This window comes from Nostoc sp. PA-18-2419, from assembly GCF_005869855.1.
Classification (GTDB): domain Bacteria; phylum Cyanobacteriota; class Cyanobacteriia; order Cyanobacteriales; family Nostocaceae; genus Nostoc.
The window spans coordinates 179,858-203,034 of sequence record NZ_SZNH01000001.1; the positions used below are offsets into that span (position 1 = coordinate 179,858).

At 42.2% G+C, this 23,177-nt stretch carries 24 protein-coding genes and 2 pseudogenes; 14 read left to right on the top strand and 12 right to left on the bottom strand.

The window, feature by feature from the left end; all coding sequences use genetic code 11:
* Window positions 1-13: 13 nt before the first annotated feature.
* Window positions 14-958, bottom strand: a complete 945-nt coding sequence (locus FCR06_RS00785; RefSeq protein ID WP_138496959.1) for an NAD(P)-dependent alcohol dehydrogenase — start codon at window positions 956-958, stop codon at window positions 14-16.
* A gap of 83 nt (window positions 959-1,041) precedes the next feature.
* Here FCR06_RS00785 and FCR06_RS34705 point away from each other — a divergent pair, with 83 nt between their 5' ends.
* Window positions 1,042-1,116, top strand: a complete 75-nt coding sequence (locus FCR06_RS34705; protein WP_223280008.1) for a hypothetical protein — start codon at window positions 1,042-1,044, stop codon at window positions 1,114-1,116.
* Window positions 1,117-1,936: 820 nt separating this feature from the next.
* Here the strand turns inward: FCR06_RS34705 and FCR06_RS00795 are convergent.
* Window positions 1,937-2,257: a hypothetical protein gene (locus FCR06_RS00795; protein WP_223279998.1), complete on the bottom strand. Its 321-nt coding sequence runs from the start codon at window positions 2,255-2,257 to the stop codon at window positions 1,937-1,939.
* Between FCR06_RS00795 and nifB the strand changes: the two genes are divergently transcribed.
* The 8 genes and pseudogenes from nifB (at window position 2,226) to FCR06_RS00835 (ending at window position 10,803) form a co-directional block, all read left to right on the top strand.
* The gene (nifB, locus tag FCR06_RS00800; RefSeq protein WP_138496961.1) at window positions 2,226-3,569 is read left to right on the top strand and encodes a nitrogenase cofactor biosynthesis protein NifB; all 1,344 of its coding nucleotides are present in this window, start codon (window positions 2,226-2,228) and stop codon (window positions 3,567-3,569) included. The genes FCR06_RS00795 and nifB overlap by 32 nt on opposite strands.
* Before the next feature lie 90 nt (window positions 3,570-3,659).
* Window positions 3,660-4,016, top strand: coding sequence for a 4Fe-4S binding protein (locus FCR06_RS00805; RefSeq protein ID WP_138496962.1), 357 nt, complete (start codon window positions 3,660-3,662; stop codon window positions 4,014-4,016).
* Window positions 4,017-4,125: 109 nt separating this feature from the next.
* Window positions 4,126-5,334, top strand: coding sequence for a cysteine desulfurase NifS (gene nifS / locus FCR06_RS00810; protein ID WP_138496963.1), 1,209 nt, complete (start codon window positions 4,126-4,128; stop codon window positions 5,332-5,334).
* A 134-nt stretch (window positions 5,335-5,468) separates the two neighbouring features.
* A complete protein-coding gene (nifU, locus tag FCR06_RS00815; protein ID WP_138496964.1) occupies window positions 5,469-6,368 on the top strand; it encodes a Fe-S cluster assembly protein NifU in 900 nt (299 codons plus the stop codon).
* Between the two features lie 257 nt (window positions 6,369-6,625).
* Window positions 6,626-6,982 (top strand): group 1 truncated hemoglobin, encoded by a 357-nt coding sequence (locus tag FCR06_RS00820; protein ID WP_138496965.1) that lies wholly within the window; start codon window positions 6,626-6,628, stop codon window positions 6,980-6,982.
* A 352-nt stretch (window positions 6,983-7,334) separates the two neighbouring features.
* Entirely contained in the window at window positions 7,335-8,228 is an 894-nt protein-coding gene (nifH, locus tag FCR06_RS00825; RefSeq protein WP_138497161.1) for a nitrogenase iron protein, read from the top strand.
* A gap of 155 nt (window positions 8,229-8,383) precedes the next feature.
* Window positions 8,384-9,298: pseudogene (locus tag FCR06_RS00830) on the top strand (nitrogenase component 1); the annotation flags it as partial.
* Window positions 9,299-9,396: 98 nt separating this feature from the next.
* Entirely contained in the window at window positions 9,397-10,803 is a 1,407-nt protein-coding gene (locus tag FCR06_RS00835; protein WP_138496967.1) for a site-specific integrase, read from the top strand.
* 526 nt (window positions 10,804-11,329) lie between these two features.
* Here the strand turns inward: FCR06_RS00835 and FCR06_RS00840 are convergent.
* The 5 genes from FCR06_RS00840 to FCR06_RS00855 form a co-directional block, all read right to left on the bottom strand.
* Window positions 11,330-11,677, bottom strand: coding sequence for a hypothetical protein (locus FCR06_RS00840; protein WP_138496968.1), 348 nt, complete (start codon window positions 11,675-11,677; stop codon window positions 11,330-11,332).
* 600 nt (window positions 11,678-12,277) lie between these two features.
* Window positions 12,278-12,451 (bottom strand): hypothetical protein, encoded by a 174-nt coding sequence (locus tag FCR06_RS32330; protein ID WP_189523287.1) that lies wholly within the window; start codon window positions 12,449-12,451, stop codon window positions 12,278-12,280.
* 342 nt (window positions 12,452-12,793) lie between these two features.
* Entirely contained in the window at window positions 12,794-13,039 is a 246-nt protein-coding gene (locus FCR06_RS00845; protein WP_138496969.1) for a hypothetical protein, read from the bottom strand.
* A complete protein-coding gene (locus tag FCR06_RS00850) occupies window positions 13,036-13,263 on the bottom strand; it encodes a CopG family ribbon-helix-helix protein (protein WP_189523288.1) in 228 nt (75 codons plus the stop codon). The genes FCR06_RS00845 and FCR06_RS00850 overlap by 4 nt, the downstream gene beginning before the upstream one ends.
* Window positions 13,264-13,539: 276 nt before the next feature.
* Window positions 13,540-13,776, bottom strand: a complete 237-nt coding sequence (locus tag FCR06_RS00855; protein WP_138496971.1) for a hypothetical protein — start codon at window positions 13,774-13,776, stop codon at window positions 13,540-13,542.
* A gap of 292 nt (window positions 13,777-14,068) precedes the next feature.
* Between FCR06_RS00855 and FCR06_RS00860 the strand changes: the two are divergent.
* Window positions 14,069-14,632 (top strand): annotated as a pseudogene (locus FCR06_RS00860) (nitrogenase component 1); the annotation flags it as partial.
* Window positions 14,633-15,192: 560 nt separating this feature from the next.
* On the opposite strand, the gene FCR06_RS34710 reads toward FCR06_RS00860, so the two are convergent.
* From FCR06_RS34710 to FCR06_RS00880, 4 genes are all read right to left on the bottom strand, one after another.
* Window positions 15,193-15,288, bottom strand: coding sequence for a hypothetical protein (locus tag FCR06_RS34710; protein ID WP_138497162.1), 96 nt, complete (start codon window positions 15,286-15,288; stop codon window positions 15,193-15,195).
* A 374-nt stretch (window positions 15,289-15,662) separates the two neighbouring features.
* A complete protein-coding gene (locus FCR06_RS00870; protein ID WP_189523289.1) occupies window positions 15,663-15,866 on the bottom strand; it encodes a hypothetical protein in 204 nt (67 codons plus the stop codon).
* Between the two features lie 17 nt (window positions 15,867-15,883).
* The gene (locus FCR06_RS00875; RefSeq protein ID WP_138496973.1) at window positions 15,884-16,462 is read right to left on the bottom strand and encodes a hypothetical protein; all 579 of its coding nucleotides are present in this window, start codon (window positions 16,460-16,462) and stop codon (window positions 15,884-15,886) included.
* Between the two features lie 146 nt (window positions 16,463-16,608).
* Window positions 16,609-16,944 (bottom strand): XisI protein, encoded by a 336-nt coding sequence (locus FCR06_RS00880; RefSeq protein WP_138496974.1) that lies wholly within the window; start codon window positions 16,942-16,944, stop codon window positions 16,609-16,611.
* Window positions 16,945-17,390: 446 nt separating this feature from the next.
* On the opposite strand from FCR06_RS00880, the gene FCR06_RS00885 reads away from it, so the two are divergent.
* From FCR06_RS00885 to FCR06_RS00895, 3 genes are all read left to right on the top strand, one after another.
* Window positions 17,391-17,816 carry a hypothetical protein gene (locus tag FCR06_RS00885; RefSeq protein ID WP_138496975.1) on the top strand — a complete coding sequence of 142 codons (426 nt, stop codon included), beginning with the start codon at window positions 17,391-17,393 and terminating at the stop codon, window positions 17,814-17,816.
* Between the two features lie 278 nt (window positions 17,817-18,094).
* A complete protein-coding gene (locus tag FCR06_RS00890) occupies window positions 18,095-20,299 on the top strand; it encodes an ATP-binding protein (RefSeq protein ID WP_138496976.1) in 2,205 nt (734 codons plus the stop codon).
* Between the two features lie 92 nt (window positions 20,300-20,391).
* Entirely contained in the window at window positions 20,392-21,039 is a 648-nt protein-coding gene (locus tag FCR06_RS00895; protein WP_138496977.1) for a class I SAM-dependent methyltransferase, read from the top strand.
* Between the two features lie 455 nt (window positions 21,040-21,494).
* Here FCR06_RS00895 and FCR06_RS00900 read toward each other — a convergent pair whose 3' ends face one another.
* Window positions 21,495-22,292: a dienelactone hydrolase family protein gene (locus FCR06_RS00900; protein WP_138496978.1), complete on the bottom strand. Its 798-nt coding sequence runs from the start codon at window positions 22,290-22,292 to the stop codon at window positions 21,495-21,497.
* Between the two features lie 259 nt (window positions 22,293-22,551).
* Here FCR06_RS00900 and FCR06_RS00905 point away from each other — a divergent pair, with 259 nt between their 5' ends.
* Window positions 22,552-23,091, top strand: coding sequence for a DUF2267 domain-containing protein (locus tag FCR06_RS00905; protein ID WP_138496979.1), 540 nt, complete (start codon window positions 22,552-22,554; stop codon window positions 23,089-23,091).
* Window positions 23,092-23,177 lie beyond the last annotated feature (86 nt).

Here is a 23,177-nt window from a genome sequence, read left to right on the forward strand (position 1 = left end):
TTGGGACTAATAATTAACTGGAAACTGCGATCGCAATTTTCCCCACTGCACGCCCAATTTCACTATAAGCATGAGCCGCCGCTAATTCTTGTAAGGGATATGTGCGAGCAATTACTGCACGAATTTTACCAGCTTCAATCAATTCTTTGAGATAGAGCAAGTCTTTAGCATTCGGCTTCTCAAACACCAATTTAGCTTTTTGACCGGGAATCAAGGCTGTTAAGACGCTCTGGACAACGGTTTCAGGACTGGGTAGGGTAGTGATATAAACGCCGTTAGGTTTGAGGACTTTTTTGGTTTGAGAGAGCGATCGCTTACCTACTGCATCAAAAATAATATCGTACTGCATTGTGTCTTTAGTGAAATCTTGCTGCGTATAATCAATCACGCGGTCTGCTCCTAAAGATTTCACCAAATCCAAGTTTTTAGAACTGCTAACTCCTGTCACCACCGCGCCTAAAGCAGACGCAATTTGCACTGCAAAACTCCCCACACCCCCCGCAGCGCCATTAATTAAAACATTTTGTCCTGTTTGAATATTTCCTGTATCTCGCAGCGCTTGTAGAGCCGTAAGTGCTGCTAGAGGTACAGCCGCAGCTTCTTCATTAGACAGATTCCTTGGTTTGAGCGTCGCCAAGTTTTCTGGGATAGCAGCAAATTCTGCATAACCTCCTCCAGGGAAGCTAGTACTGCCATAAATAGCATCTCCTACTTGAAAGCGCGTCACTTGGGAGCCAACTTCTACCACATCTCCCGCCACATCAAACCCTAAAATCTTCGGAAACTTGCTTCCTGTAAGTAAACTCAACATTCCTTGGCGGATTTTCCAATCAATGGGGTTAACGCTACTAGCACGAACTTTCACGAGTAACTGCGTTGGCTGAATTTTCGGCTGTTCCACATCTTCGTACTGCAATACTTGGACACCGCCATACCGATGGATAACCACTGCTTTCATTGCATTCCTCCTGCTACCCTGTTTTCGTGAATCAACTCAGACAGCTGATGAATACAGTGTAGCGATGTCTATGACGGGCTGGAATTCACAAGGAACATATCGTTCTGGGGTTTCGTCCACCAGAGTTAAGACCCTACACAGGTTATGCAATTGCTTGAGAAATGATGCCAAGTTTGTAGGGAACAATTAAGAAAATTCATTGCGATCGCTAAGTCATGTTAGATTTGAGTTGATTGTTTGCTCAAAACACAAAATCCAAGAGCAGCAACAACAATTTTTCCAGCATCTCCTCATCTGGGAATTAAAAAAAGGAGCTAAAAGCTAAAATTTTTGCAAAATATGTGCATTAACACATCTGTTTCCATCGGACTATATGGCTTACCAGCTAAAACTTAGAGGCGTAATTGAATATGATTGCCAAAGTAAAAATTAAAAAAAGATAAACTGCATTTTTAGCTTCAAAAAAATGATATGTTGGATACAGAATTGAATTTCGCACGTATCTGGAGTAGTACGACGTAGCCTACTCCAGTTTTTACCCCAAATCCTTTGTCTTTTGTTGCTTTTGACTGGATTTGAGGGCAATCTGAGTACACATTTAAATAACTAAAACCCAGTTTCAAGTAAGTTAAACTCCTTGCTAGGATGAGGTTTTGGCTGAGTACAAAGAAATCCTGAACCCCCATCTATAAATACTAGAACCCCGACCAAAAAATACTAGAACCCCTACCCAGAAAAAAAATTTCTAATTCTTGTAATACTGAAAGAATTAGGGTTTTTCTGATTTGAGTACAAGCTTAATAAATCCAATAAATTCTATCCTAGATAGACGCAAAGTTTAGCTTGGAGACGGCTGATATAAATCTTATATCGCCAATTACTTAACGCTCCTACACAAATTAGAAGCCAAGAGTAAGTGGAGGGATGACATAGCACCATGCCTCTAGTGAATAGAAGTCGCAGCTCAGGGCACAAATTCTACCCAAGAACCGAACGTTGACACACCAGCTGAACATCTGAAGATTCATCGCCTGCCTTGACAACAAGTCGCTCAAATCCAAGCGTTTGCAGGCAGTGTCCAAGCCGTGACTTCAATTCCTGGGCATAGAGAGTAGCAACATCTCCCACAGTGGCAGCCAAGTCCACCGACCTTTTGCGAAATTCAATGACATCACCGTCTACACGACTCCTCAACTCCAACGCTACGGAATCGACAACCCAAGCAAAATCAGGTGGTTGCGGCTGCGACAGCAGTACCACCGTGGAAATGGACGAAAAGCTCCAAGAGCGGATTGCCAAACATCCTTGCTACAGCGAAGACGCTCATCACCACTACGCCCGGATGCACGTTGCTGTTGCTCCAGCCTGCAACATTCAATGCAACTATTGCAACCGCAAATATGACTGCGCTAACGAAAGCCGTCCTGGAGTAGTTAGCGAGTTGCTAACCCCAGAACAAGCAGCACATAAAGCTTTGGTTATTGGCGGCAAGATTCCTCAAATGACAGTTGTGGGAATTGCCGGCCCTGGCGATCCACTAGCGAACCCCGATAAGACTTTCCGTACATTTGAGTTGATTGCAGAGCAAGCACCAGATATTAAGCTGTGCTTATCAACCAATGGTTTAATGCTGCCCGAATACATTGATCGCATTAAACAATTAAATATAGATCATGTTACGATCACCATTAACATGGTAGATCCAGAGATCGGTGCTAAGATTTATCCTTGGGTTCACTACAAGCGCAAGCGTTACAGAGGTCTAGAAGGCGCAAAGATTCTTCACGAAAGACAGATGGAAGGATTACAAGCCCTCAAAGATGCTGACATCTTGTGCAAAGTCAACTCTGTGATGATTCCTGGAATTAACGACCAGCACTTAATTGAAGTAAATCGAGTCATTCGGGAAAAAGGTGCATTCTTGCACAACATTATGCCATTGATTTCTGCACCAGAACATGGCACACACTTCGGTTTAATCGGTCAACGCGGCCCCACACCAAAAGAACTCAAAGAAGTTCAAGACAATTGCTCTGGTAACATGAAAATGATGCGTCACTGTCGTCAGTGCCGCGCCGATGCAGTCGGATTATTAGGAGAAGACCGCAGTCAAGAATTTTCCAAAGAGAAATTCTTGGAAATGACTCCAGAATATGACATGGAGAAACGCCAAGAAGTTCACGAAGGCATTGAGAAGTTTAAAGAAGAAATTAAAGCAGCCAAAAACAAGGCGTTAACCAAAAAGAAATTTGCCAACAGTCCTAAAGTCCTAGTTGCAGTAGCAACCAAAGGTGGCGGCTTGGTTAACCAGCACTTCGGTCATGCCAAAGAATTCCAAATTTACGAAGTGGATGGCAGCGAAGTTCGGTTTGTTGGTCACCGCAAAATTGACCAATACTGCCAAGGTGGATACGGCGAGGAAGCTTCTTTTGAGCATATAATGAAGGCGATCGCAGATTGTAAAGCAGTTTTAGTCTCCAAGATTGGTAACTGTCCTCAAGAAAAATTGCAAGAAGCTGGAATACAGACTGTTGAAGCTTACGACGTGATTGAAAAGGTTGCTTTGGACTTTTACGAGCAATACGTTAAGGAATTAGGAAATAAGGAATAGGGAATAGGGAGTAGGGAATTTCAATATTTACCACTCACTACTCCCCATTCCTCACTCACCACTCCCCATGTTTAAAAATGGAGAATAATCATGGCTTACAAAATTATTACTAGCCAGTGTATTTCCTGCAATCTCTGTCTATCTGTATGTCCCACAAATGCAGTTAAAGTGGTTGACGGACAACACTGGATTGACCCTGAACTTTGTACAAACTGTGTTGGTAGCATTCATACCGTGCCTCAGTGTAAAGCTGGTTGTCCCACCTGCGACGGTTGTGTTAAGCAGCCTAGCGATTACTGGGAAGGGTGGTTTGCTAATTACAATCGCGTAGTTGCAAAATTAACAAATAAACAAGATTATTGGGAGGGTTGGTTTAACAACTATGCTCAAAAATACTCAAATCAGTTGCAAAAACGTCAATCCCAAACAGTACCAGCAGAAGTCTAATTAAACCTAAATGTTTAAAATGCAAAGGTTAAAGGGTAAAAGTTAAAAAGCATTAATAATTATTCACCCTTCCCTTACTTCCACTTCCTCTTCCCCTTCCAAAATAACTATGCAAAATAACTGCATCTATCTCGATAATAATGCCACCACTAAGGTAGACCCAGAAGTTATAGAGGTAATGCTACCTTACCTCACAGATTATTACGGTAATCCCTCCAGTATGCATACCTTTGGTGGGCAAGTCGGTAAAGCAGTAAGAACAGCAAGAGAACAACTTGCAGCCCTTTTGGGAGCCGATGAGTCAGAAATTGTCTACACCAGTTGTGGTACTGAAGGAGATAACGCCGCAATTCGAGCCGCACTGTTAGCGCAACCCGAAAAGCGACATATCGTCACCACCCAAGTTGAACATCCAGCAGTACTCAATGTCTGCAAACAATTGGAAACCCAAGGTTACAGTGTTACCTATCTTTCAGTTAATCATCAAGGGCAGTTGGATCTAGATGAGCTAGAAGCCTCCTTGACAGGTAACACCGCCTTGGTGACAATTATGTATGCTAATAACGAAACCGGCACGGTTTTCCCGATTGAGCAAATTGGGTTACGGGTGAAAGAATACGGCGCTATCTTCCACGTAGATGCAGTGCAAGCAGTGGGAAAAATTCCCTTAAATATGAAGACCAGCACCGTAGATATGTTAACCCTGTCTGGTCACAAGCTGCATGGCCCTAAAGGAATTGGTGCTTTGTATATTCGGCGTGGGGTTCGGTTCCGTCCCTTTATTCTTGGGGGACACCAAGAACGCGGCCGTAGGGCAGGAACAGAGAATGTTCCAGGAATTATTGCCTTGGGCAAAGCTGCTCAACTAGAACTGTTACACTTAGAAGAAGCGACCACAAGAGAAAGAAGGCTGCGCGATCGCCTCGAACAAACTTTACTTGCTAAAATTCCCGATTGTGTAGTCAATGGTGACGTTACGCAGAGATTGCCAAACACCACAAATATCGGCTTCAAGTACATCGAAGGTGAAGCAATTCTACTGTTATTGAACAAATTCGGTATCTGTGCATCATCCGGTTCTGCTTGTACCTCCGGTTCTCTGGAACCCTCCCACGTCCTGCGGGCAATGGGCTTACCATACACAACTTTGCACGGTTCCATCCGCTTCAGTCTTTGTCGCTACACTACAGAAGCCGAAATTGAGCAAGTGATAGAGGTAATGCCCAGTATTGTAGAACGTTTACGCGCTCTCTCACCCTTCAAAAATGATAATGCAGGTTGGTTGCAAGGACAAGAACAAGCACTGGCGCACCGCTAGGGACTGGGGACTGGAGACTGGGTACTAGGAACTAGGGAAGAATTTTCCCAATACCCAATACCCAATCCCCACTACCCAATCCCCAGTACCCAATCCTTAATCTAAAATCCAAAATCTAAAATCTAAAATTCATTATGTGGGACTACACTGATAAAGTATTAGAACTGTTTTACGATCCCAAGAATCAGGGAGAAATTGAAGAAACGGGCGAAACTGGAGTTAAGGTTGCAACAGGAGAAATCGGTAGCATTGCTTGCGGTGATGCTCTGAGATTGCACCTGAAAGTGGAAGTAGAATCTGATAAGATTCTAGATGCTCGTTTTCAAACCTTTGGCTGCACTAGTGCGATCGCATCTTCTAGTGCATTAACCGAAATGATCAAAGGTTTAACCTTAGATGAAGCTTTAAAAGTTTCCAACAGAGACATTGCAGATTACCTGGGTGGATTGCCAGAAGCGAAGATGCACTGCTCTGTCATGGGACAAGAAGCGCTAGAAGCCGCTATTTATAATTATCGTGGCATTCCTCTAGCTACCCACGATGACGATGATGAAGGCGCGTTAGTTTGTAGTTGCTTCGGCATTAGTGAGTCTAAGATTCGTCGCGTGATTCTAGAAAATAATCTCACTGATGCTGAACAAGTAACAAATTATGTGAAAGCTGGTGGCGGATGCGGTTCCTGTTTGGCGAATATTGATGATATTATTAGATCAGTGCAACAGGAATCCGCCGCACCCAATCTCAACAATTACGGCGTAAAAGTTGCCACAGAAATTGTCACCTCTAAGCAACAAGCGCTAACCAACGTGCAGAAGATTGCTCTAATTCAAAAAGTTTTGGATGAAGAAGTCAGACCCGTTCTGATTGCAGACGGGGGAGACGTAGAACTCTATGATGTAGAAGGCGATCGCGTTAAAGTTGTGCTGCAAGGTGCTTGCGGTTCCTGTTCTAGTAGTACAGCAACTCTAAAAATTGCGATCGAAGCCAGACTACAAGATCGTGTCAGCAAGAGCCTTGTGGTCGAAGCAGTTTAGGAATTGCTGTAGGACTTAACGCACTCTACAAATACACCTTAATATGCATTCAGCTAGGAACAGAAAGTAGGATTTGAACCGAATCATTATCTCCACTCAATGCTTCATACCAATTCTTTCTTAATTACGAACTACGTATTACGAATTACGAATTGGTATTAGTCCTACCACTATTACAGCTAACAGCATATAGGCTTCATAGATTAAGCGCCTAAAAAGCAAATTTCATCATCCAACTCGCTTCAAAGGAACAGGATATGAGCACATTGTACGACAAACTTGGTGGACAACCAGCTATTGAACAAATAGTAGATGAACTCCACAAACGCATTGCTACAGACAGCCTCCTCAATCCCATTTTTGCTGGTACAGATATGGCCAAGCAACGTAATCATCTAGTTGCTTTCCTAGCTGAGATTTTTGAGGGGCCAAAGCAATACGCCGGTCGTCCAATGGACAAAACCCACGCAGGATTGAATTTACAACAACAACACTTCGATGAGATTGCCAAGCTTTTAGGTGAATCAATGGCTGTGCGTGGAGAGTCACCAGAAGATACCAAAGCTGCACTAGAGCGCGTCTCAAATTTCAAGGGTGCTATTTTGAACAAGTAATAGGACTTATGCATTGATTGTTGACAAATAACAACATCAAGTCCTATTGAGTCTTGCAAGCTGAAACACATTATGACGTATTTGTAAATTACGTAAGCTCTTAGTCATTAGTCATTTGACTAATGACTAGAGACAAAAAGAAAACAAAAAAGACAAACAAAAATTTAACGAGGAAACATATGTACTTGCTTTCAATAATTTTAGCTGTAGAGCGATCGCCCCCAGCAGGCATTTATGCCAACGCTACCAACGATGCTCTACACGCGCTCACTACTGTCGCTCAACTGGCGTGAACGCAACAGACAAAGGCTGCATACCCACCAACCAACCAATTGCAGGAATAACACGAACCATGACTGATGAAAATATTAGACAGATAGCTTTCTACGGTAAGGGCGGTATCGGTAAATCTACCACCTCTCAAAATACCTTGGCAGCTATGGCAGAAATGGGTCAACGCATCCTCATCGTCGGTTGCGACCCTAAAGCTGACTCGACCCGTTTGATGCTGCACAGCAAGGCTCAAACAACCGTTCTTCACCTCGCCGCAGAACGTGGTGCAGTAGAAGATATCGAAATCGAAGAAGTAATGCTGACCGGTTTCCGTAACGTTCGTTGCGTAGAATCTGGTGGTCCAGAACCCGGTGTAGGTTGTGCTGGTCGTGGTATTATCACCGCCATCAACTTCTTAGAAGAAAATGGTGCTTACCAAGACCTAGACTTCGTATCTTACGACGTATTGGGTGACGTTGTGTGTGGTGGTTTCGCTATGCCTATCCGCGAAGGTAAGGCACAAGAAATCTACATCGTCACATCTGGTGAAATGATGGCGATGTACGCTGCTAACAACATCGCTCGTGGTGTTCTTAAGTATGCTCACACAGGTGGCGTGCGTTTGGGTGGTCTGATTTGTAACAGCCGTAAAACTGACCGGGAACACGAACTTATCGAAACCTTGGCAAAACGGTTGAACACCCAAATGATTCACTTCGTACCCCGTGACAACATTGTTCAACACGCAGAATTGCGTCGGATGACTGTTAACGAGTACGCACCAGAAAGCAACCAAGCTAACGAATATCGGACATTAGCTACCAAAATCATCAACAACAAAAATCTGGCTATTCCTACACCTATCGAAATGGAAGAATTAGAAGACTTGTTGATTGAATTCGGTATTCTCGAAAGCGAGGAAAATGCTGCCAAGTTGGTTGGTAAGACTGCTGAAGAAGCTCCTGTAGCATAAGTCGCTGCTAAGAAATAATGCTTTAGTAGAAGGAAAAAGGAAGAGTTCTCTATCTTACTTTTGACCTTTGAGGCTCTGTCTTTATCTCCCCCCTAACCTTAGAGGGGACTCCTAGTCCCCCTATGCCCCATCCTTACAAGTCACAGAGGCTAAATATGACACCTCCAGAAAATCAAAACATTATCCAAGAAAGAAAAGAGCTAATTAAAGAAGTTCTCAGCGCTTACCCAGAAAAAGCTGCTAAAAAGCGGGAAAAGCATTTAAACGTATACGAAGAAGGTAAGTCCGATTGCGGCGTTAAGTCTAACATTAAATCTCTTCCTGGGGTCATGACTGCTCGTGGTTGTGCTTACGCTGGTTCTAAAGGTGTGGTTTGGGGTCCTATTAAGGACATGATCCACATCAGCCACGGGCCTGTAGGTTGCGGTTACTGGTCTTGGTCTGGTCGTCGTAACTACTACATCGGCACCACAGGTATTGACACCTTTGGTACCATGCACTTCACCTCTGACTTCCAAGAACGAGATATCGTCTTCGGTGGTGACAAAAAACTCGTTAAGCTGATCGAAGAACTTGATGTACTTTTCCCCCTCAACCGTGGTGTTTCCATTCAATCTGAATGCCCCATCGGTCTAATTGGGGATGACATCGAAGCTGTTGCTCGTAAGACATCGAAGGAAATTGGCAAACCAGTTGTTCCCGTGCGTTGCGAAGGCTTCCGGGGTGTTTCCCAATCTTTGGGTCACCACATTGCTAACGACATGGTGCGTGACTGGGTATTCACCAGAGCCGACAAGGCTAAGAAAGACGGTACACTCCAGTTTGAAGGTACTCCTTATGATGTAGCCATTATCGGTGACTACAACATCGGTGGTGATGCTTGGGCGAGCCGGATTCTGTTAGAAGAACTGGGCTTGCGCGTAGTTGCTCAGTGGTCTGGTGATGGCACCATCAACGAAATGTTGATGACACCGAACGTGAAGATGAACTTGATTCACTGCTACCGTTCGATGAACTACATCAGCCGTCACATGGAAGAAGCTTATGGTATACCCTGTACGAAGTATGATTTAATAGTCTTTGATACCGAGATTTAGTCCACGTCTAACTTTGCTCAACTTAAACATTGTTCTAAATGGACTAAATTTTAAGACACATTTAAGACACAATGGAAAGCAAGGCACAGGACGTTTTTGAGGATTTCACTCCGCCAGCATCTACCGATGGCAGCTATCTAGGAACGCAGAAACACATGAAGGCTACTCGGCAGCATTTGGTACGCAAGTTTGAGAAAGGTTTGGCAGACACTAAAGCTCGGCTCAAAGCCGCTAAAGTGAAGGTGGGTTTGGTCGTGGCACGGGAAACTATTCAGTTGCAAGCATCCCTACCAATCAAACCCGGCGATCGCGACATAAAAGGACTTGGTTTTAAGCAGTACAAAATTTCGCTAAATATCCCTGCAAGCTTGGACGGGTTGAAAACAGCAGAGGAGGAGGCAAACGAGCTAGGCAAGCTGATGGCCCGTAAACAGTTTGAATGGACTGACAAATATTTGGGTAAGACAGTTAGGGACGCTAAAAAATTTCAAACAGTTGATGAGGCTTTGAAAGAGTTTGAGACTGAGTATTTTAAAACACGCAAATTAACAGAAAAAAGTAAGCACACCTTTTTCTATTACAAGAACTATTTACGACGGCTAATTGGGTTAGATACTTTATTGACTCAATCTGAGATTGATAAAAAGCTTGCAGACTTAACGAGTGATTCAGCTAAATACAGCGCTATTAAATCGTTGAAAGTTCTAAAGTCAACTCTTAATCTAACTAGTTTCACCCTCGAAAAATTTAGAGCTACACAACCCAAAAGTCAGGCTAGAGACATCCCTAGTGATGAGGATATCATCAAATACCATGAATCTTTTCATCAGTATTCATTGACTAGAAGCCTAACAATTAAAAAAAATTGTTTAGACAGTTGGAAGATGTGGCAGTGGGTGTATGGAATGCTTGCTACTTATGGACTACGCCCAAGAGAACTGTTTGTAAATCCTGAAATTGATTGGTGGTTGAGTTCTGAAAATAAAGATAATACATGGAAGGTTCACCCAAATACTAAGACTGGTTACAGAGAAGCTTTACCGCTACATCCTGAATGGGTTTACTTGTTTGATTTAAAAAATGTAGAGTATTTGGAACTGTTAAAAGTTCAAACTGATGACAGAACCAGTTTTACAGATATCAACACTATTCGAATTAATTGTTCATCATGGTTTAGGCGCGTAAATATTCCGTTTACGCCCTATGACTTACGCCATGCTTGGGCGATTCGAGCGCATATTATGGGCATTCCAATTAAAGCTGCTGCTGACAATTTGGGGCATTCCGTTGAGATTCACACTGAGATTTATCAGAAGTGGTTCAGCCTGGAGAACCGGAAGAAGGTAATTAAGCAGGCAGTAGATAAAAAAGATGGCATTGATGCATTGAAGGAAGAGAATGCACGGCTCAGGGCTGAGGTGGAATATCTCAGGCAAGCTCTGGCACGGCATCAAATCATTGAGGTGTTGTCTAACTGACTGTTATCTTTTTGACTATTCTGTTAGAGAACGACTCTACAAATTAAGGTTGCTATTAAAATAAGCAACTTACAAAAATTATCATTGTATTAGCTGAAATTGGCTATTTTTAAGTGATTAAAACTTTTGTATGTAGTCGCTAAAAACCTTTATCAGAGCGCTATATAGCCGTCTACACCCAGAATTTTAGCGCCATTTGACTGTAGACATTGTAGACAATATGTATACAAATTAGTGGTGAGGTATTGAGCGTCATATGTGCCACAGGTGAGTGACTTAAGTCATGCAACACTCAACTGTAGACAAACTGTAGGTAAGGTGTAGACGCTCAAGTGTACGGGATGAGTTGCACTTGTTACCGGTTATAACCCGCCAATTGACGCCCGTGTTAGCTCCTTAATAAAAGCGTCAATCGCCTTTCCTGCCGTTGATTGCTTGCCTAATTTTAGCTTGTTGAGCGTGCGATCGCGGCTTAGGATTAACTCTTCATTGCTTTTTTGCCCGGTAGCGGCGCTATTCTCCTCTGCTACCGGGCTTTCAATTTTCCCCGCAGTTCCTCCAGTTGCGATCGCACTTCAGTTAAACTTGCTGCTAGACTCTCTTCTATACGTTTGTCTATCAAGGCTTCAGTTTTGTCTAGACTCGGTGTCAGTATCTCTTCTATACGTTTGTCTATCAAGACTTCAATATTGTCTAGACTATAATTAGCGTTAAGGGTAGAAGAAGTAGAAAGTATCTTTTTTGCATCTAGACAATTATCAATGAACTGAAGAAGAACAGCCGAAGCCGTAGAGTCATTACTTGTTGCTAGTGCTTTGAATGATTCCCACTTTTCAGGCTCAATCCGAAAAGTGGCTAGTGTTTTATCTGCCATTTTATCTAGACTCTTGTCTATACTTCTTCGAGTCTATCTTATGTCTATACGTCTGTCTATCAATATCTTGAATTGAGTCTAGATAGAAGTCTATACTATGTCTATCAGAAATCATTCAGGGTTACAGCGAGTAAATCGTAGCGTCGTGTCGCTCCCTAATGCACTATTCACAGATGATGCATAAACGATCGTCTGTCCCAGAAAACTACTATTTTTCTCAAATCAAAATATACTTGTTTAACTCTGCCAGAGGGTAAAGCAGGAAGTCATGCCACCAAAATTATTTTCAATAGCACGAGTAACTGTACTGAATTTAGTAGGAGAATAACTTATCCAAATCTTTAAAATCATCAGCAGGAGAAGATTGGCTAGGGGAATACGCTGAAAACTGGCATCTTTTTTAAAACCGATAAACGCGATCGCCCCAAGGGTGATCCTTGAGGCGATCTCTGAGATAGAGTTTTTAGGTAGCTAGTTGAGCAAGTAAGACGTAGTGCCGCATCGCTCCCACTCCCTACCCACACCTGATACATAAATGACGGAAATAAGAGCTAGAAGCAGCAACGCATCATAGCTTTTGGAGCGGATTTACACTATTTTTTATACATAATGACCGCGAATCCATACTCTGTGGTGATGTCTTATTACCCAATGCCCAGGAACCCACCGACGATGATGATGTCCCCCAAAGATTACTAGGGCTGATGCCTGTTTTGGTGTGGCAACAACCAACAGTGGCAAAGCAACTAATATGCCCGCAAGCATCCTTTTCATAACTGATTTTCCTTTGTTCAACTATTTTGGATTAAGGCAGTTTATTTTCAGTAATTTAACTGACGCCTCAATTTAGACTGCTGCTTTTTCTAAAAGGTTCAATAGTGAATTCAAAATCTTTGCTCTACTTTTTGTTAACGGATGAAGGAGTCTCAACCATCTACCCATTCTTTAATTGCGTTTGTCTCGTATCGCTCCCTAACCAATAAACGCGATCGCCTCAAGGATCACCCTTGGGGCGATCTCTGAGGTGTTAAATAATAATCAGTGATCCAGATGATCCAGATAATAAAAATTTATAAAAGTACAATTGACTGACCCTCGCCGCCTAAGAACCCTGGTTTATCCTTCACTTCGACCATTGCCGCGCTGCTGCCCTAGCAGATATTCCCAGATGCGACGAATTTCAGCTTGGAATACCTCGCGGTCGGTTTCCGCGTTTTGGATGGAGTGCATCAAGATATCTGTGAGGCTGTGAATTTCTTCGGTGTTTTGACGAACTGCTTCCTGGAGAGACAGTTGGTTGGCGGTCACCGTTTCAAGAATGCGCTCAATCCGGTCTAGGCGGTCTGGGGTTACTTCGCTCATACTGCACTTTCCTTTTTATCTTGCTTTTCTTCAGCCTCAGCACGCGCTAGTCCTTCTCTAACAAACTTACCAGCCAAATAACTTAGTGAACGGTCTTGAGCGTCTGCTAGACGCTTCAATCTCTCCTTTTCATCTTCGGTTAAAACAACTGTAACTGTTACTTTCTTTGCTGAAGGATATCTACCCATATGGAGCCAAGGGTAGGGTAAAGGATGAGGTGACAAATGCGCGATCGCTCACTCTCCCGATTGAACCTTAACCCTCGCAGAACGCTATAAGGCTGCATAATCCAATTTCAAAAATTTTCAAAAACCTTTGGGACATATTAGATATTTCCGAAAATTAAACCACGCGAAAATTGCTGTTTTTAACAGTGGATTTGTAACCCTGCGCTCAAGCTGCTCTTAACCCTTGGTGCAGCAAGTCTTCAAATTAACCCGTCCATGTCAGCAGTTGAGATGCTGTACCTAATCGAGAGTGCAATGACTGATTGCTGCGTTTCATCCGACCGCACGACCGCACACTGTACAGCAGTCATCTCCAGTAAACCTTTCTTGTGGTAGAGCTTCGCTTGGGCGCATCTTGCGACCGCACAAGGTTAACCAAACTGCACGACGGTGGTCTTCGTTCTCCATCAGGTGCAACGCTCCGTGTTCGCTCATTCGCCTTCCCAGTACATCCATGCCCAATACACCACGTTTTAACCAAGTGCATAAACTTTGACAGATGTCTTGCAACTTTTTACAAAAATTTGCCGGACAACATATATGTTATCCGCTTGCGAATTTTGACGAAACTAGCATCTGTGTTGCATCTCCTGTCGAGGGTTAAGGCCCGATTACTAATTCTGTTGGGCATACAGCTAAACTTTCATGCCCTTTTACCCCAGTAAGCCACAACTTGCAAATCAAATTACCATTTCACTAGAGTTTTGGGTGTTTAAATCAGAAGATTTAAGACAAAAACAAGCCACATGAAACGCAGACATCCAAAAGCGTTGATATCAAAGGATTGTAGGCTTTAATCTCCGGTATACCCTGGTTGGAATACAATTTCTTCGGCCCCACCAAGATTGCTGAATCCTTACGGGAAATTGCTTCTAAGTTTGACGAGAAGATTCAAGCAAACGCTGAGAAAGTCATCGCCAAGTATCAGCCTACAATGGATGTGATTCTTGAGAAGTATCGCCCCCGTTTGGAAGGTAAGACTGTCGCTATGATGGTTGGTGGTCTGCGTCCTCGTCACGTTGTTCCAGCTTTCCAAGATTTGGGCATGAAGATGGTTGGTACAGGTTATGAGTTCGCCCATAACGACGATTACAAACGTACCACCCACTACATCGAAAACGGCACCATCGTTTACGATGACGTTACCGCTTTTGAATTTGAGGAATTTGTGAAAGCACTCAAGCCAGACTTAATTGCTTCTGGTGTGAAAGAGAAGTACGTCTTCCAAAAGATGGGTCTACCTTTCCGTCAAATGCACTCTTGGGATTACTCCGAACCTAGCGATGCCTTCTCTACGAGACGCTACGCGAACGGCGGCCTGCGCCAACGCTCTTACAAGTCAAGTCAGGCAAGTTTTTTACTATAGCAGTAGAAAAAAGAATGAATTTTTAGCCTAAATGCAAGTTTTAGGGTTATTCAATAACAATCTTTTTAATGCTTTAGATAATATAACTCTTATTCTGTCTGGTTTTGAGATTTGAAACGCATTTTGTCTCCAGAAAAACTGTAAAACAAAAGACTATTTAAAATGACATTTTTTTAGATTAAATTATAGCTTTGATATTGATTGCATCAATTATTCTGAAGTATTTTTTATAACTAAAATAATGGAAAACAGGTAGTGAATTCTTCCTGTACCTCAGAATCGTCTTTATATTCAATCATGTGTTTGCTTTTACATTAAGAACACTGAACAAAATGCCAGCGATGCCTACAAACCCGCCTCCTGTAATCCTACTGTGCAAAAATAGGAAGACCTGCCACTAACCCCATTCGAGATCTATGATTGATGTATTGTGTTTTTAACGTTAGAAGGAAACTCATGGCAAAAATAAAAAACAATGCAGAGCTAAGTTTCAACCCAGTTGAAATGGAGGAACTCTCAGATGCAGAGATGAAAACTCTACTAGGAGGGGGATTATTGCCTCAAGTGCCACAGTTCCAAGTGCCACAATTCCAAGTGCCACAGTTCCAAATGCCACAGTTCCAAGTGCCACAATTCCAAGTGCCACAGTTCCAAATACCGGAATTTCAAATGCCACAGTTCCAAATGGCCCAGTTTCAAATGCCCGAATTTGACTAGTCTTTGTTCAATTACCTAGACTTTGATTTGAGCAATTTGTCACGAACTCTCATGGTTAGCACTTAAATCGTACCTTTAATAACATCAAAAGCACAACTTCTGTCACTTCCGGCATTCTGTATCTAGTATTGTTTTTCAAGCAATTGCTTCCTAAGTAATATAATTGATTAATTTTTGACAGCGCTACCACAATCCAAATTGGTTTAGAGAGGAATTGGAAGCGATCGCAACCAATTTAAGTAGATATATAAAATTACTGAATCCTTGTTAGCGATGTTTAGGACTCACAATACTTGTGCTGTTGCCTAAATTTCTAAATATTACTGAATTCTTGAACAATTGTCTGTACAATTGCCAAAATAGCTTCTACGTTATCCAAGTAATATCTTTGCTTATCAAGCAAAGCCACTTTTTGCGAAAGTTGTAGTAACTGGCATACTTTTTTTGTTGTCACACATCCATACACGGGTATTTCTGTTTGTTTAGATGCACGATTGAATAAATCTGCCGCTACCATTTGGGCGATGCACTGGCTCAATCTGGGAAAGCTAGACCAGTCATCGGGTCACGGATATACAACCCTAATGTGAGACTACGCATTGCTTCATCCCAAACGGGTATTAGTTGTTCTGCTTGATCTGCCCAATAATCGAATGTAATCAAGCACTGAACATTTGACCCCAAACCAATGCAAGTCCGCGAAAAAGCTTCCCGTGGTTCTTCCTGAGTGTCAATGAACTTCATTTGAGTCCAGACAATTCTGGCAGTTTGACGTTTAACGGTAATAATTTCTCCCCTCTCAATGACGTTGCGGCTGTCGTCTTCCAGGACTTTCTTCAACGTGGATTTGAGCGGAAACTGGCTCCAGTCATTGGGTGGTAGACGATTGAAAGATACTTCTAGGCAGCAATCATCGTTGGGTGGCTTTTTATCGAGAAACTTGAAGGATTTTTCTTGTGGTTCAAAAACCCAATTCTGGGGAACATTGAAGCGAACAGCCCCTCGATCTGCTACAAAAATCTTATAACCTGATGGAGATTCCCAGCGATGGTCAGGTTTTAGTTCAAGCGTTTCTTTAATCCACTGGAGATTGCTTTTCTTACGCTTTGCCATAATGTTTTTGCTTTATTTGCTGAAGAGGGCAATTGGCTATGACTCAAACTAAGCGATCGCTCACTTTGTTAATATTATCAAATTGCTAGTATAAGACGGGCACTTTGCGCGGACAACAACGCACCACTGCATATATGGCTAACTCCTTAAGCAACGCCGTAATCTGTGTATTGCCTTTTATACGATGGCTGCAATCCCAAAACGATGTCGTCTTTGGAAACACCCATCTTTACTAACTCCTTAACAGGATTCTGATCTGTTAAGTTCTGCTGAAGCCATATTTTTCCGTTTTTAATGTCAAAATGGATGACACATCGATAAATGTGATCAAATTCTTGCCAACCTACATTCATCCACTGATAATGATCTCGCTCTGTATCAAAGATGAGTTGAGCCTCGACCTCATCATTTGAAACATCGTCACTGGCATAACGAGTAAGCAAAGTCTGAATATACTCTCGATATTTAGCTATTTTTTCCATTGCACAATCACCTCATTCACTGGGTCGTAGGTCATTACAGCCCAAAAATATACAAAAAGCCAAATTTAGTTAACAAAATGAGCTTTTACTTACTCAAAATGCCTTTTGACTTACTCATTTTGGTGTTTTCCGCAAGTAAAATCAGCTTTGACTTTCTCAAACCCCAGTTTGCTTTCTGATTTTGGTGTTTTCCGCAAGCAAAATCAGCTTTGACTTTCTCAAACCCCAGTTTGCTTTCTGATTTTGGTGTTTTCCGCAAGCAAAATCAGCTTTGACTTTCTCAAACCCCAGTTTACTTTCTCATTTCAGTAGTTCGCGCATTCATGAGAAATATTGTGTTTGTAGCAAAAGCTATTGCAGATTTGCCGAAATTCTCTCAGGCTAATCTATACCTCAGTTCATTAAGGTAAAGAATATTAACCGTACTAAATTACCAGGTATAGATTATGGCTCGTAGAAAAAGAACTTCCATAGTGTTAGAAAGAGCAGTGCGTCGTGCAGCTGGCATCAACTCAATTGCTCCAAACTTAGATTTAGGTAATGGACTCAGCTTACCTGGCTTTTCAACCCTGATCGAGAAGATGCGAACTAGAGAAAATGCCTACAACACTGCCCTTTCCAACTTGGATAAATTGTACCGTGAAATGCTCCAAACAGAAGACGAGTTGGGAGATATGACAGAACACATGCTAATGGCAGTTGGGACTCGATATGGTAAAAGCAGTGTAGAGTACGGTATGGCGGGAGGAGTTCCTAAGAACCAGCGTCGTAAGGGACTGCGAGGCGAGTTACCAATTCTTAATACTGAGCAACCTCAGTTTGTTGCCAGTGTAGAGGGCAAAAATGGAAACAAACCAGCAGTGACTAGTTAAGATGGGCGCTATTACTAAAAATGTCAAGTCTAAATAATTGCGATACTGTTTTATCCAACAAAATATTTATCCGTTAGTAGTTGTGCAGCACAACCCACTAATCAATCATAAGTATCTTAAAAAGAAATACCATGTAGATGGTAGGGTGTGTTGTCGTGTAGCGCAACGCACCCATAGCTGCCTCTGACTTGACAAAAAATTTAAACAAAGATGAGTATCTGGGCATCTTGGGAACTATAGAAGTAAATCAAATAAGCATTAACTTACAGTTTCCAGCAATGAAAAGACACTACTTTAGCAAAGCTAAGGCGTTCCCATTACAGATTGTTCTTGTTGTTCCCTTCGTTATTCAAATTTTTGCAGCTGTCAGTTTAGTCGGTTATTTGTCCTTTAAAAATGGACAAAGAGCAGTTAATGACCTGGCAGAACAGTTGATAGATCGTAACAGGGACGTAGTGGACGAACATCTCAAGTCTTATCTTTCTGTTCCGCAAACCCTGAATCAAATCAACGCAGATGCTATCCACAGGGGAATATTAAATGTACGCGATCGCCAAACCCTTGGCAAGTATTTCTGGGATCAGATGCACGCCTATGACCTGACTTATATTGGTATGGGACTAACGACGGGTGAGGGGCTGGGTGCAGCTCGTTATGATGGCAAGACAATCACTATTGATGATTGGACTGCCAAACTTCCCAATAATGTTTACACTTATGCTACTGATAAGAGAGGCGATCGAACTCAAATCAATGCTCGATGGGATTGGGTAAATTCTCAACAATCTTGGTATACCCAACCAATCGCTGCTGGTAAACCCATTTGGGCAAAGATTGTGACTGGAGATTATCCCACTGGCCCATACATCGCCGCCTCTGCCAGTCGTCCGATTTATGATTCGCAAAATCGCTTGCTGGGAATGATTGCCTGCGATATTCATCTCCTGAAACTAGGCGATTTTTTACGCAGTTTGGATATTAGTCAGTCTGGGCGGGTGTTCCTTTTAGAACGTGATGGCACATTAATTGCTACTTCCGGCACTGAAAAGCCCTTTACCTTCGTTAATCAAAAGGTTAAAAGATTGCACGCGAGCGACAGCTCTGACCCAATAATACAGAAGGTTGTCAGACACCTGCAAACTTTTAAAGGGTTTGACTCCATCGACCAAGACACAGATTTTCAGCTTGAAATCCAAGGAAAACGCTATTTTGTCGATGTTGTACCTTGGCGTGACAAATATGGCTTGGATTGGTTGCTGGTGGTGAGTGTGCCAGAAAACACATTCATGGCGCAAATTAACGCTAACACGCAGACCACGCTCGCCCTTTGTTTTGGTGCATTAGTCGTTGCCTCAGTGATGGGCTTGTTTACCTCCCATTGGATTATACGCCCGATTCTGCGCCTGAATTGGGCAAGTAAGGCGATGGCATCTGGCAATTTAGCTCAAGCTCAGACAGTAGAAGCTAGCCGCATTCAAGAACTTAATACCCTGTCTAACTCTTTTAACTACATGGCAGGACAACTGCACGAATCGTTTACGGCGCTAGAAAAAAGTAAGCAAGAACTAGAAGATCGGGTACAAGAACGTACCACTGAACTCAAAAATACATTAGAGGAATTGCAACGCACTCAATCTCAAGTTATTCAAAGTGAAAAAATGTCAAGTCTGGGACAACTAGTTGCTGGAGTCGCACACGAAATTAATAATCCAGTCAACTTTATTCATGGCAACCTAACCCATGTCCAGGAATATAGCCAGAATTTATTAGCATTTGTACAATTGTATCAGCAGCATGATCCTAACCCCAATCCAGAAATTCAAATTGCTGCTGAAGATATAGATTTTGAGTTTTTGCAGTCAGACTTGCCAAAATTGTTGTCTTCCATGAAAGTAGGCACTGATCGCATTCGCCAAATTGTCCTGTCGCTACGGAACTTTTCCCGCATCGACGAAGCAGAATTTAAAAGTGTCGATATTCATGAGGGTATCGACAGTACTTTGATGATTTTGCAACACCGCCTCAAAGCTAAAGCAGAACAACCTGAAATTGAGGTAATCAAACACTACGGTAGTGTACCTCAAGTCGAATGCTATGCTGGTCAACTCAATCAAGTGTTTATGAATATTTTAGTAAATGCCATTGATGCCTTAGAAGAAAGTGATGCTAAACGTACCCATCAGGATATTGAGGACAATCCCAGTCAAATTACAATTCGCACATCAGTCGTGAATTCAACGTCGGTAGAAGTGGCGATCGCCGATAATGGAGTTGGTATTTCCCAAGAATTTCAGCAACGAATATTCGATCCCTTTTTCACCACCAAACCCATTGGTAAAGGAACCGGAATGGGTATGTCCATTAGCTACCAAATTATCACACAAAAACATGGCGGCAAACTGGAGTGCTTTTCGACTTTTGGAAAAGGAACCGAGTTTATTATTCAGCTTCCTCTGAGGGTAAAAGTTCATGCGATGGTTTAAATTGCTAGCGATCGCCAGCAAACAAATTTTATCTTCTAGTTACCTAAGTCCTGAGATAGTTAAAGTAAGTAGTTTTATTTGTTACGAGACCTATGCAGATAAATCAGGTAATCGAAACCTACGATCGCGGTGCAGTCGATTATGACGCAATTATGAAGCGCTACTGGCACATTGAGCGCGAACCACTAATTGCTTCTTTGCAGCTTCAGCCAGGACAAACTGTACTGGATGCTGCGGTGGGAACGGGTCTTAATCTTCCAGCTTATCCTCAAGGGGTGCATGTCGTCGGTATCGACCTTTCTCATAAGATGCTTGATGAAGCACGTAAAAAGCAGATATCCGCAGACATCACCTTCAAAATCTCGGATATCTGCAATTTGGATTTTCCGGATAATAGCTTTGATGCAGCAGCCTCAGGATTTACGCTGTGTGTCGTTGATGATCCTGTTCGTGCTATGGAGGAGATTTTACGAGTTACCAAGCCTGGTGCATTGATTGCGATTCTCGATTACTGCAAATCACGAGATCCAGAGGTTGAGAAATGGCAAGAGTTAATATCTGATGGAGCTTCACAACTAGGCTTCCCGACTGACAAAATTAAGTGGAATGCCTTGATGGATTATGACGAATTAATTTATAACAGTAAGCTGACTGTTGAAGTGCTGGTGGACAATCGCATCGAAAGTCCCAACCCGTTCTCGTGTGGTTGTCAACTACTGTTGAAAAATTCAAAAGTTTAAAAGCAACAATATTGTAGTTACATGATGTTCGCTAAACCAGCCGTTAAATCATGTATATTTGAATACTTATGATATCTGTGAGGGTTGGTAATGGGTAATGGGGAAGAAAAACATAACTGTTCTCCTCTTGGCAATTACCTTTTTCCCAATTACCAAAAATACCAACTCCTTTGTAAGTAATTAGCCAAACTTGATATTAAATGTCATTGCGAGTTAAACGATGCAATCACAACGTTTTTGGGATTGCTTCCCTACGGTCGCAATGACGCTTATTTGAGCGGACATGATATTACTGGATGAGAGTGTGATGTTATGGCCTTCCTTGGTCACTTGTCCTCCGTTATTTATAATTACAAAGGATAAAGTCACGGCTCATCGCCTTTTAGCCATAGGAGTAGCGATTTGCCGTATCTGCGAGCGTCTGGCTCTGCTCCTAACTGCTGAATTATTACATTTTACAGGTGATTTTGAAACAGTTCTAGAACATGTTGCCAAGCATCAGGAGCAGCTTCAGGATTGTAACTTGGGTGCTGGGCTAAAAATGGGTACTTATCTACAAAGAATCCAGCGAAGAATCCATGTCCAGCATCATATCGAAATACACGATAATTTATGTGATTTTTCTGAAATTCTACCTCAATTTGCTTGTTTTCTTCTGGAGAAACTAATGTATCTCTTGTACCAAAAAAGGCATAAATAGTACCTTGAATTTCTGAGGTGCGATTAATAGTTGGTGTTTCTTCACCATAACTAGAAGTGGTAATTCCACCACCATAAAACGAAGCGGTTGCTTTGATATCGGGTAAGGTTGCAGCTATGTAAGCAACATGACCGCCAAAACAAAAACCAATGGCACCGATAGCATCATTTTTGACATGAGGTAAAGTTTTCAGATAGGCGATCGCAGCTTGAATATCACTTAAGATATCTTGATAGTTTACTTGTTGATAGTATTGCAAGCCAAGCCGATAGCTTTCAGGACTATAGCCAATATCTTCAGGGCTAAAGTCAGCCTCAAAACCAGGAGCAATACGTTGATACATTGCAGGAGCTATTGCTACATAACCTTGTTTAGCTATTAGTTCAGTGATATCTCGAATATTAGTGTTGATTCCAAAAATTTCTGGAAAAACGATAACGGCAGCAAAGGTTCCCTGATGTGCTGGTTGAGCTAAGTAAGCATCAATTTCTAAGTTATTGTTAGGTATTTTGATATAAGAAGTGTTGATTTCGATATTTGTTGTTTCTACCATCTTTGTTTTTAGCGAATTGATACCAACTTATCTATTTTGACTGTTTTTGAACACGGATAGGAGATGTATTTCCACAAGCTAATTTTTTGCGTTTAGGCAGCAGTAACAAACTACGATGTTTGCTATTATTTGACGCTAAATTTATAACTTTTGGACAGACAATATCTCGAACTTATGGATGATACTAAGTGTTTTGCATTTGTGCGACCTTACAGAGGTAAGCATAAAGACTCAAAATTAAGAAGTAAAACTAAAAACTATGCCAGATGAAGCTTTTAGAACAGAAATTCCAGAAATTGATCCAACCGAGATAGAAGACACTCGAACTGCGATCGCAGACGAGCATCGCTCATTCTTAGAAAAAGTGATGGTCAAAGGCGGATTTGCAGACATTTATGACGCTAGAGACTTTACTGAAGTTGTGTTTCGCGTCATGCGTGACGTAATGAGCACAGAAGCGAGCGATCGCGTTGAGGGAGAACTGCATACAGAAGCTGTGTCTACTAAAGAGAAAGCGCTCCAGTTTGAAGTCGCCGATCTCTGGAAAGATACCAACCCAATTGTGGGATTTTTGAGTAAGATTCGTCCACCCTTTAAAGGCCCAGGTATCTTTAATATTGATTCGGATCGCTTCCTGTTCCGAGTTGCTAATGAAGGTGGAAAGCCAGAAACAGTTGACCGAGAACAAGCAGTTAAAGCGGTATTTTCTGCAACCAAAGAAGAACTTTCCCAAGAGCGGATTCAGGAAATTGCTAGCTGGCTACCTGACTATGTACGTCAGCTTTGGGAGCAAGCTTAATTTTAACTCCGAAAAAGTCTAGTCTGTTTGTGATTATTCATAAACAGACTTTTTATATAAATCACTCCGCAGACTTCACCGCTAGG

Excerpts from the sequence above, each read along its gene's own strand:
- FCR06_RS00785 (WP_138496959.1), bottom strand. The coding sequence starts at position 958 with ATGAAAGCAGTGGTTATCCATCGGTATGGCGGTGTCCAAGTATTGCAG.
- nifB (WP_138496961.1), top strand. The coding sequence starts at position 2,226 with ATGGACGAAAAGCTCCAAGAGCGGATTGCCAAACATCCTTGCTACAGC.
- FCR06_RS00805 (WP_138496962.1), top strand. The coding sequence starts at position 3,660 with ATGGCTTACAAAATTATTACTAGCCAGTGTATTTCCTGCAATCTCTGT.
- nifS (WP_138496963.1), top strand. The coding sequence starts at position 4,126 with ATGCAAAATAACTGCATCTATCTCGATAATAATGCCACCACTAAGGTA.
- nifU (WP_138496964.1), top strand. The coding sequence starts at position 5,469 with ATGTGGGACTACACTGATAAAGTATTAGAACTGTTTTACGATCCCAAG.
- FCR06_RS00820 (WP_138496965.1), top strand. The coding sequence starts at position 6,626 with ATGAGCACATTGTACGACAAACTTGGTGGACAACCAGCTATTGAACAA.
- nifH (WP_138497161.1), top strand. The coding sequence starts at position 7,335 with ATGACTGATGAAAATATTAGACAGATAGCTTTCTACGGTAAGGGCGGT.
- FCR06_RS00835 (WP_138496967.1), top strand. The coding sequence starts at position 9,397 with ATGGAAAGCAAGGCACAGGACGTTTTTGAGGATTTCACTCCGCCAGCA.
- FCR06_RS00840 (WP_138496968.1), bottom strand. The coding sequence starts at position 11,677 with ATGGCAGATAAAACACTAGCCACTTTTCGGATTGAGCCTGAAAAGTGG.
- FCR06_RS32330 (WP_189523287.1), bottom strand. The coding sequence starts at position 12,451 with ATGAAAAGGATGCTTGCGGGCATATTAGTTGCTTTGCCACTGTTGGTT.
- FCR06_RS00845 (WP_138496969.1), bottom strand. The coding sequence starts at position 13,039 with ATGAGCGAAGTAACCCCAGACCGCCTAGACCGGATTGAGCGCATTCTT.
- FCR06_RS00870 (WP_189523289.1), bottom strand. The coding sequence starts at position 15,866 with ATGGTAGCGGCAGATTTATTCAATCGTGCATCTAAACAAACAGAAATA.
- FCR06_RS00875 (WP_138496973.1), bottom strand. The coding sequence starts at position 16,462 with ATGGCAAAGCGTAAGAAAAGCAATCTCCAGTGGATTAAAGAAACGCTT.
- FCR06_RS00880 (WP_138496974.1), bottom strand. The coding sequence starts at position 16,944 with ATGGAAAAAATAGCTAAATATCGAGAGTATATTCAGACTTTGCTTACT.
- FCR06_RS00885 (WP_138496975.1), top strand. The coding sequence starts at position 17,391 with ATGGCTCGTAGAAAAAGAACTTCCATAGTGTTAGAAAGAGCAGTGCGT.
- FCR06_RS00890 (WP_138496976.1), top strand. The coding sequence starts at position 18,095 with ATGAAAAGACACTACTTTAGCAAAGCTAAGGCGTTCCCATTACAGATT.
- FCR06_RS00895 (WP_138496977.1), top strand. The coding sequence starts at position 20,392 with ATGCAGATAAATCAGGTAATCGAAACCTACGATCGCGGTGCAGTCGAT.
- FCR06_RS00900 (WP_138496978.1), bottom strand. The coding sequence starts at position 22,292 with ATGGTAGAAACAACAAATATCGAAATCAACACTTCTTATATCAAAATA.
- FCR06_RS00905 (WP_138496979.1), top strand. The coding sequence starts at position 22,552 with ATGCCAGATGAAGCTTTTAGAACAGAAATTCCAGAAATTGATCCAACC.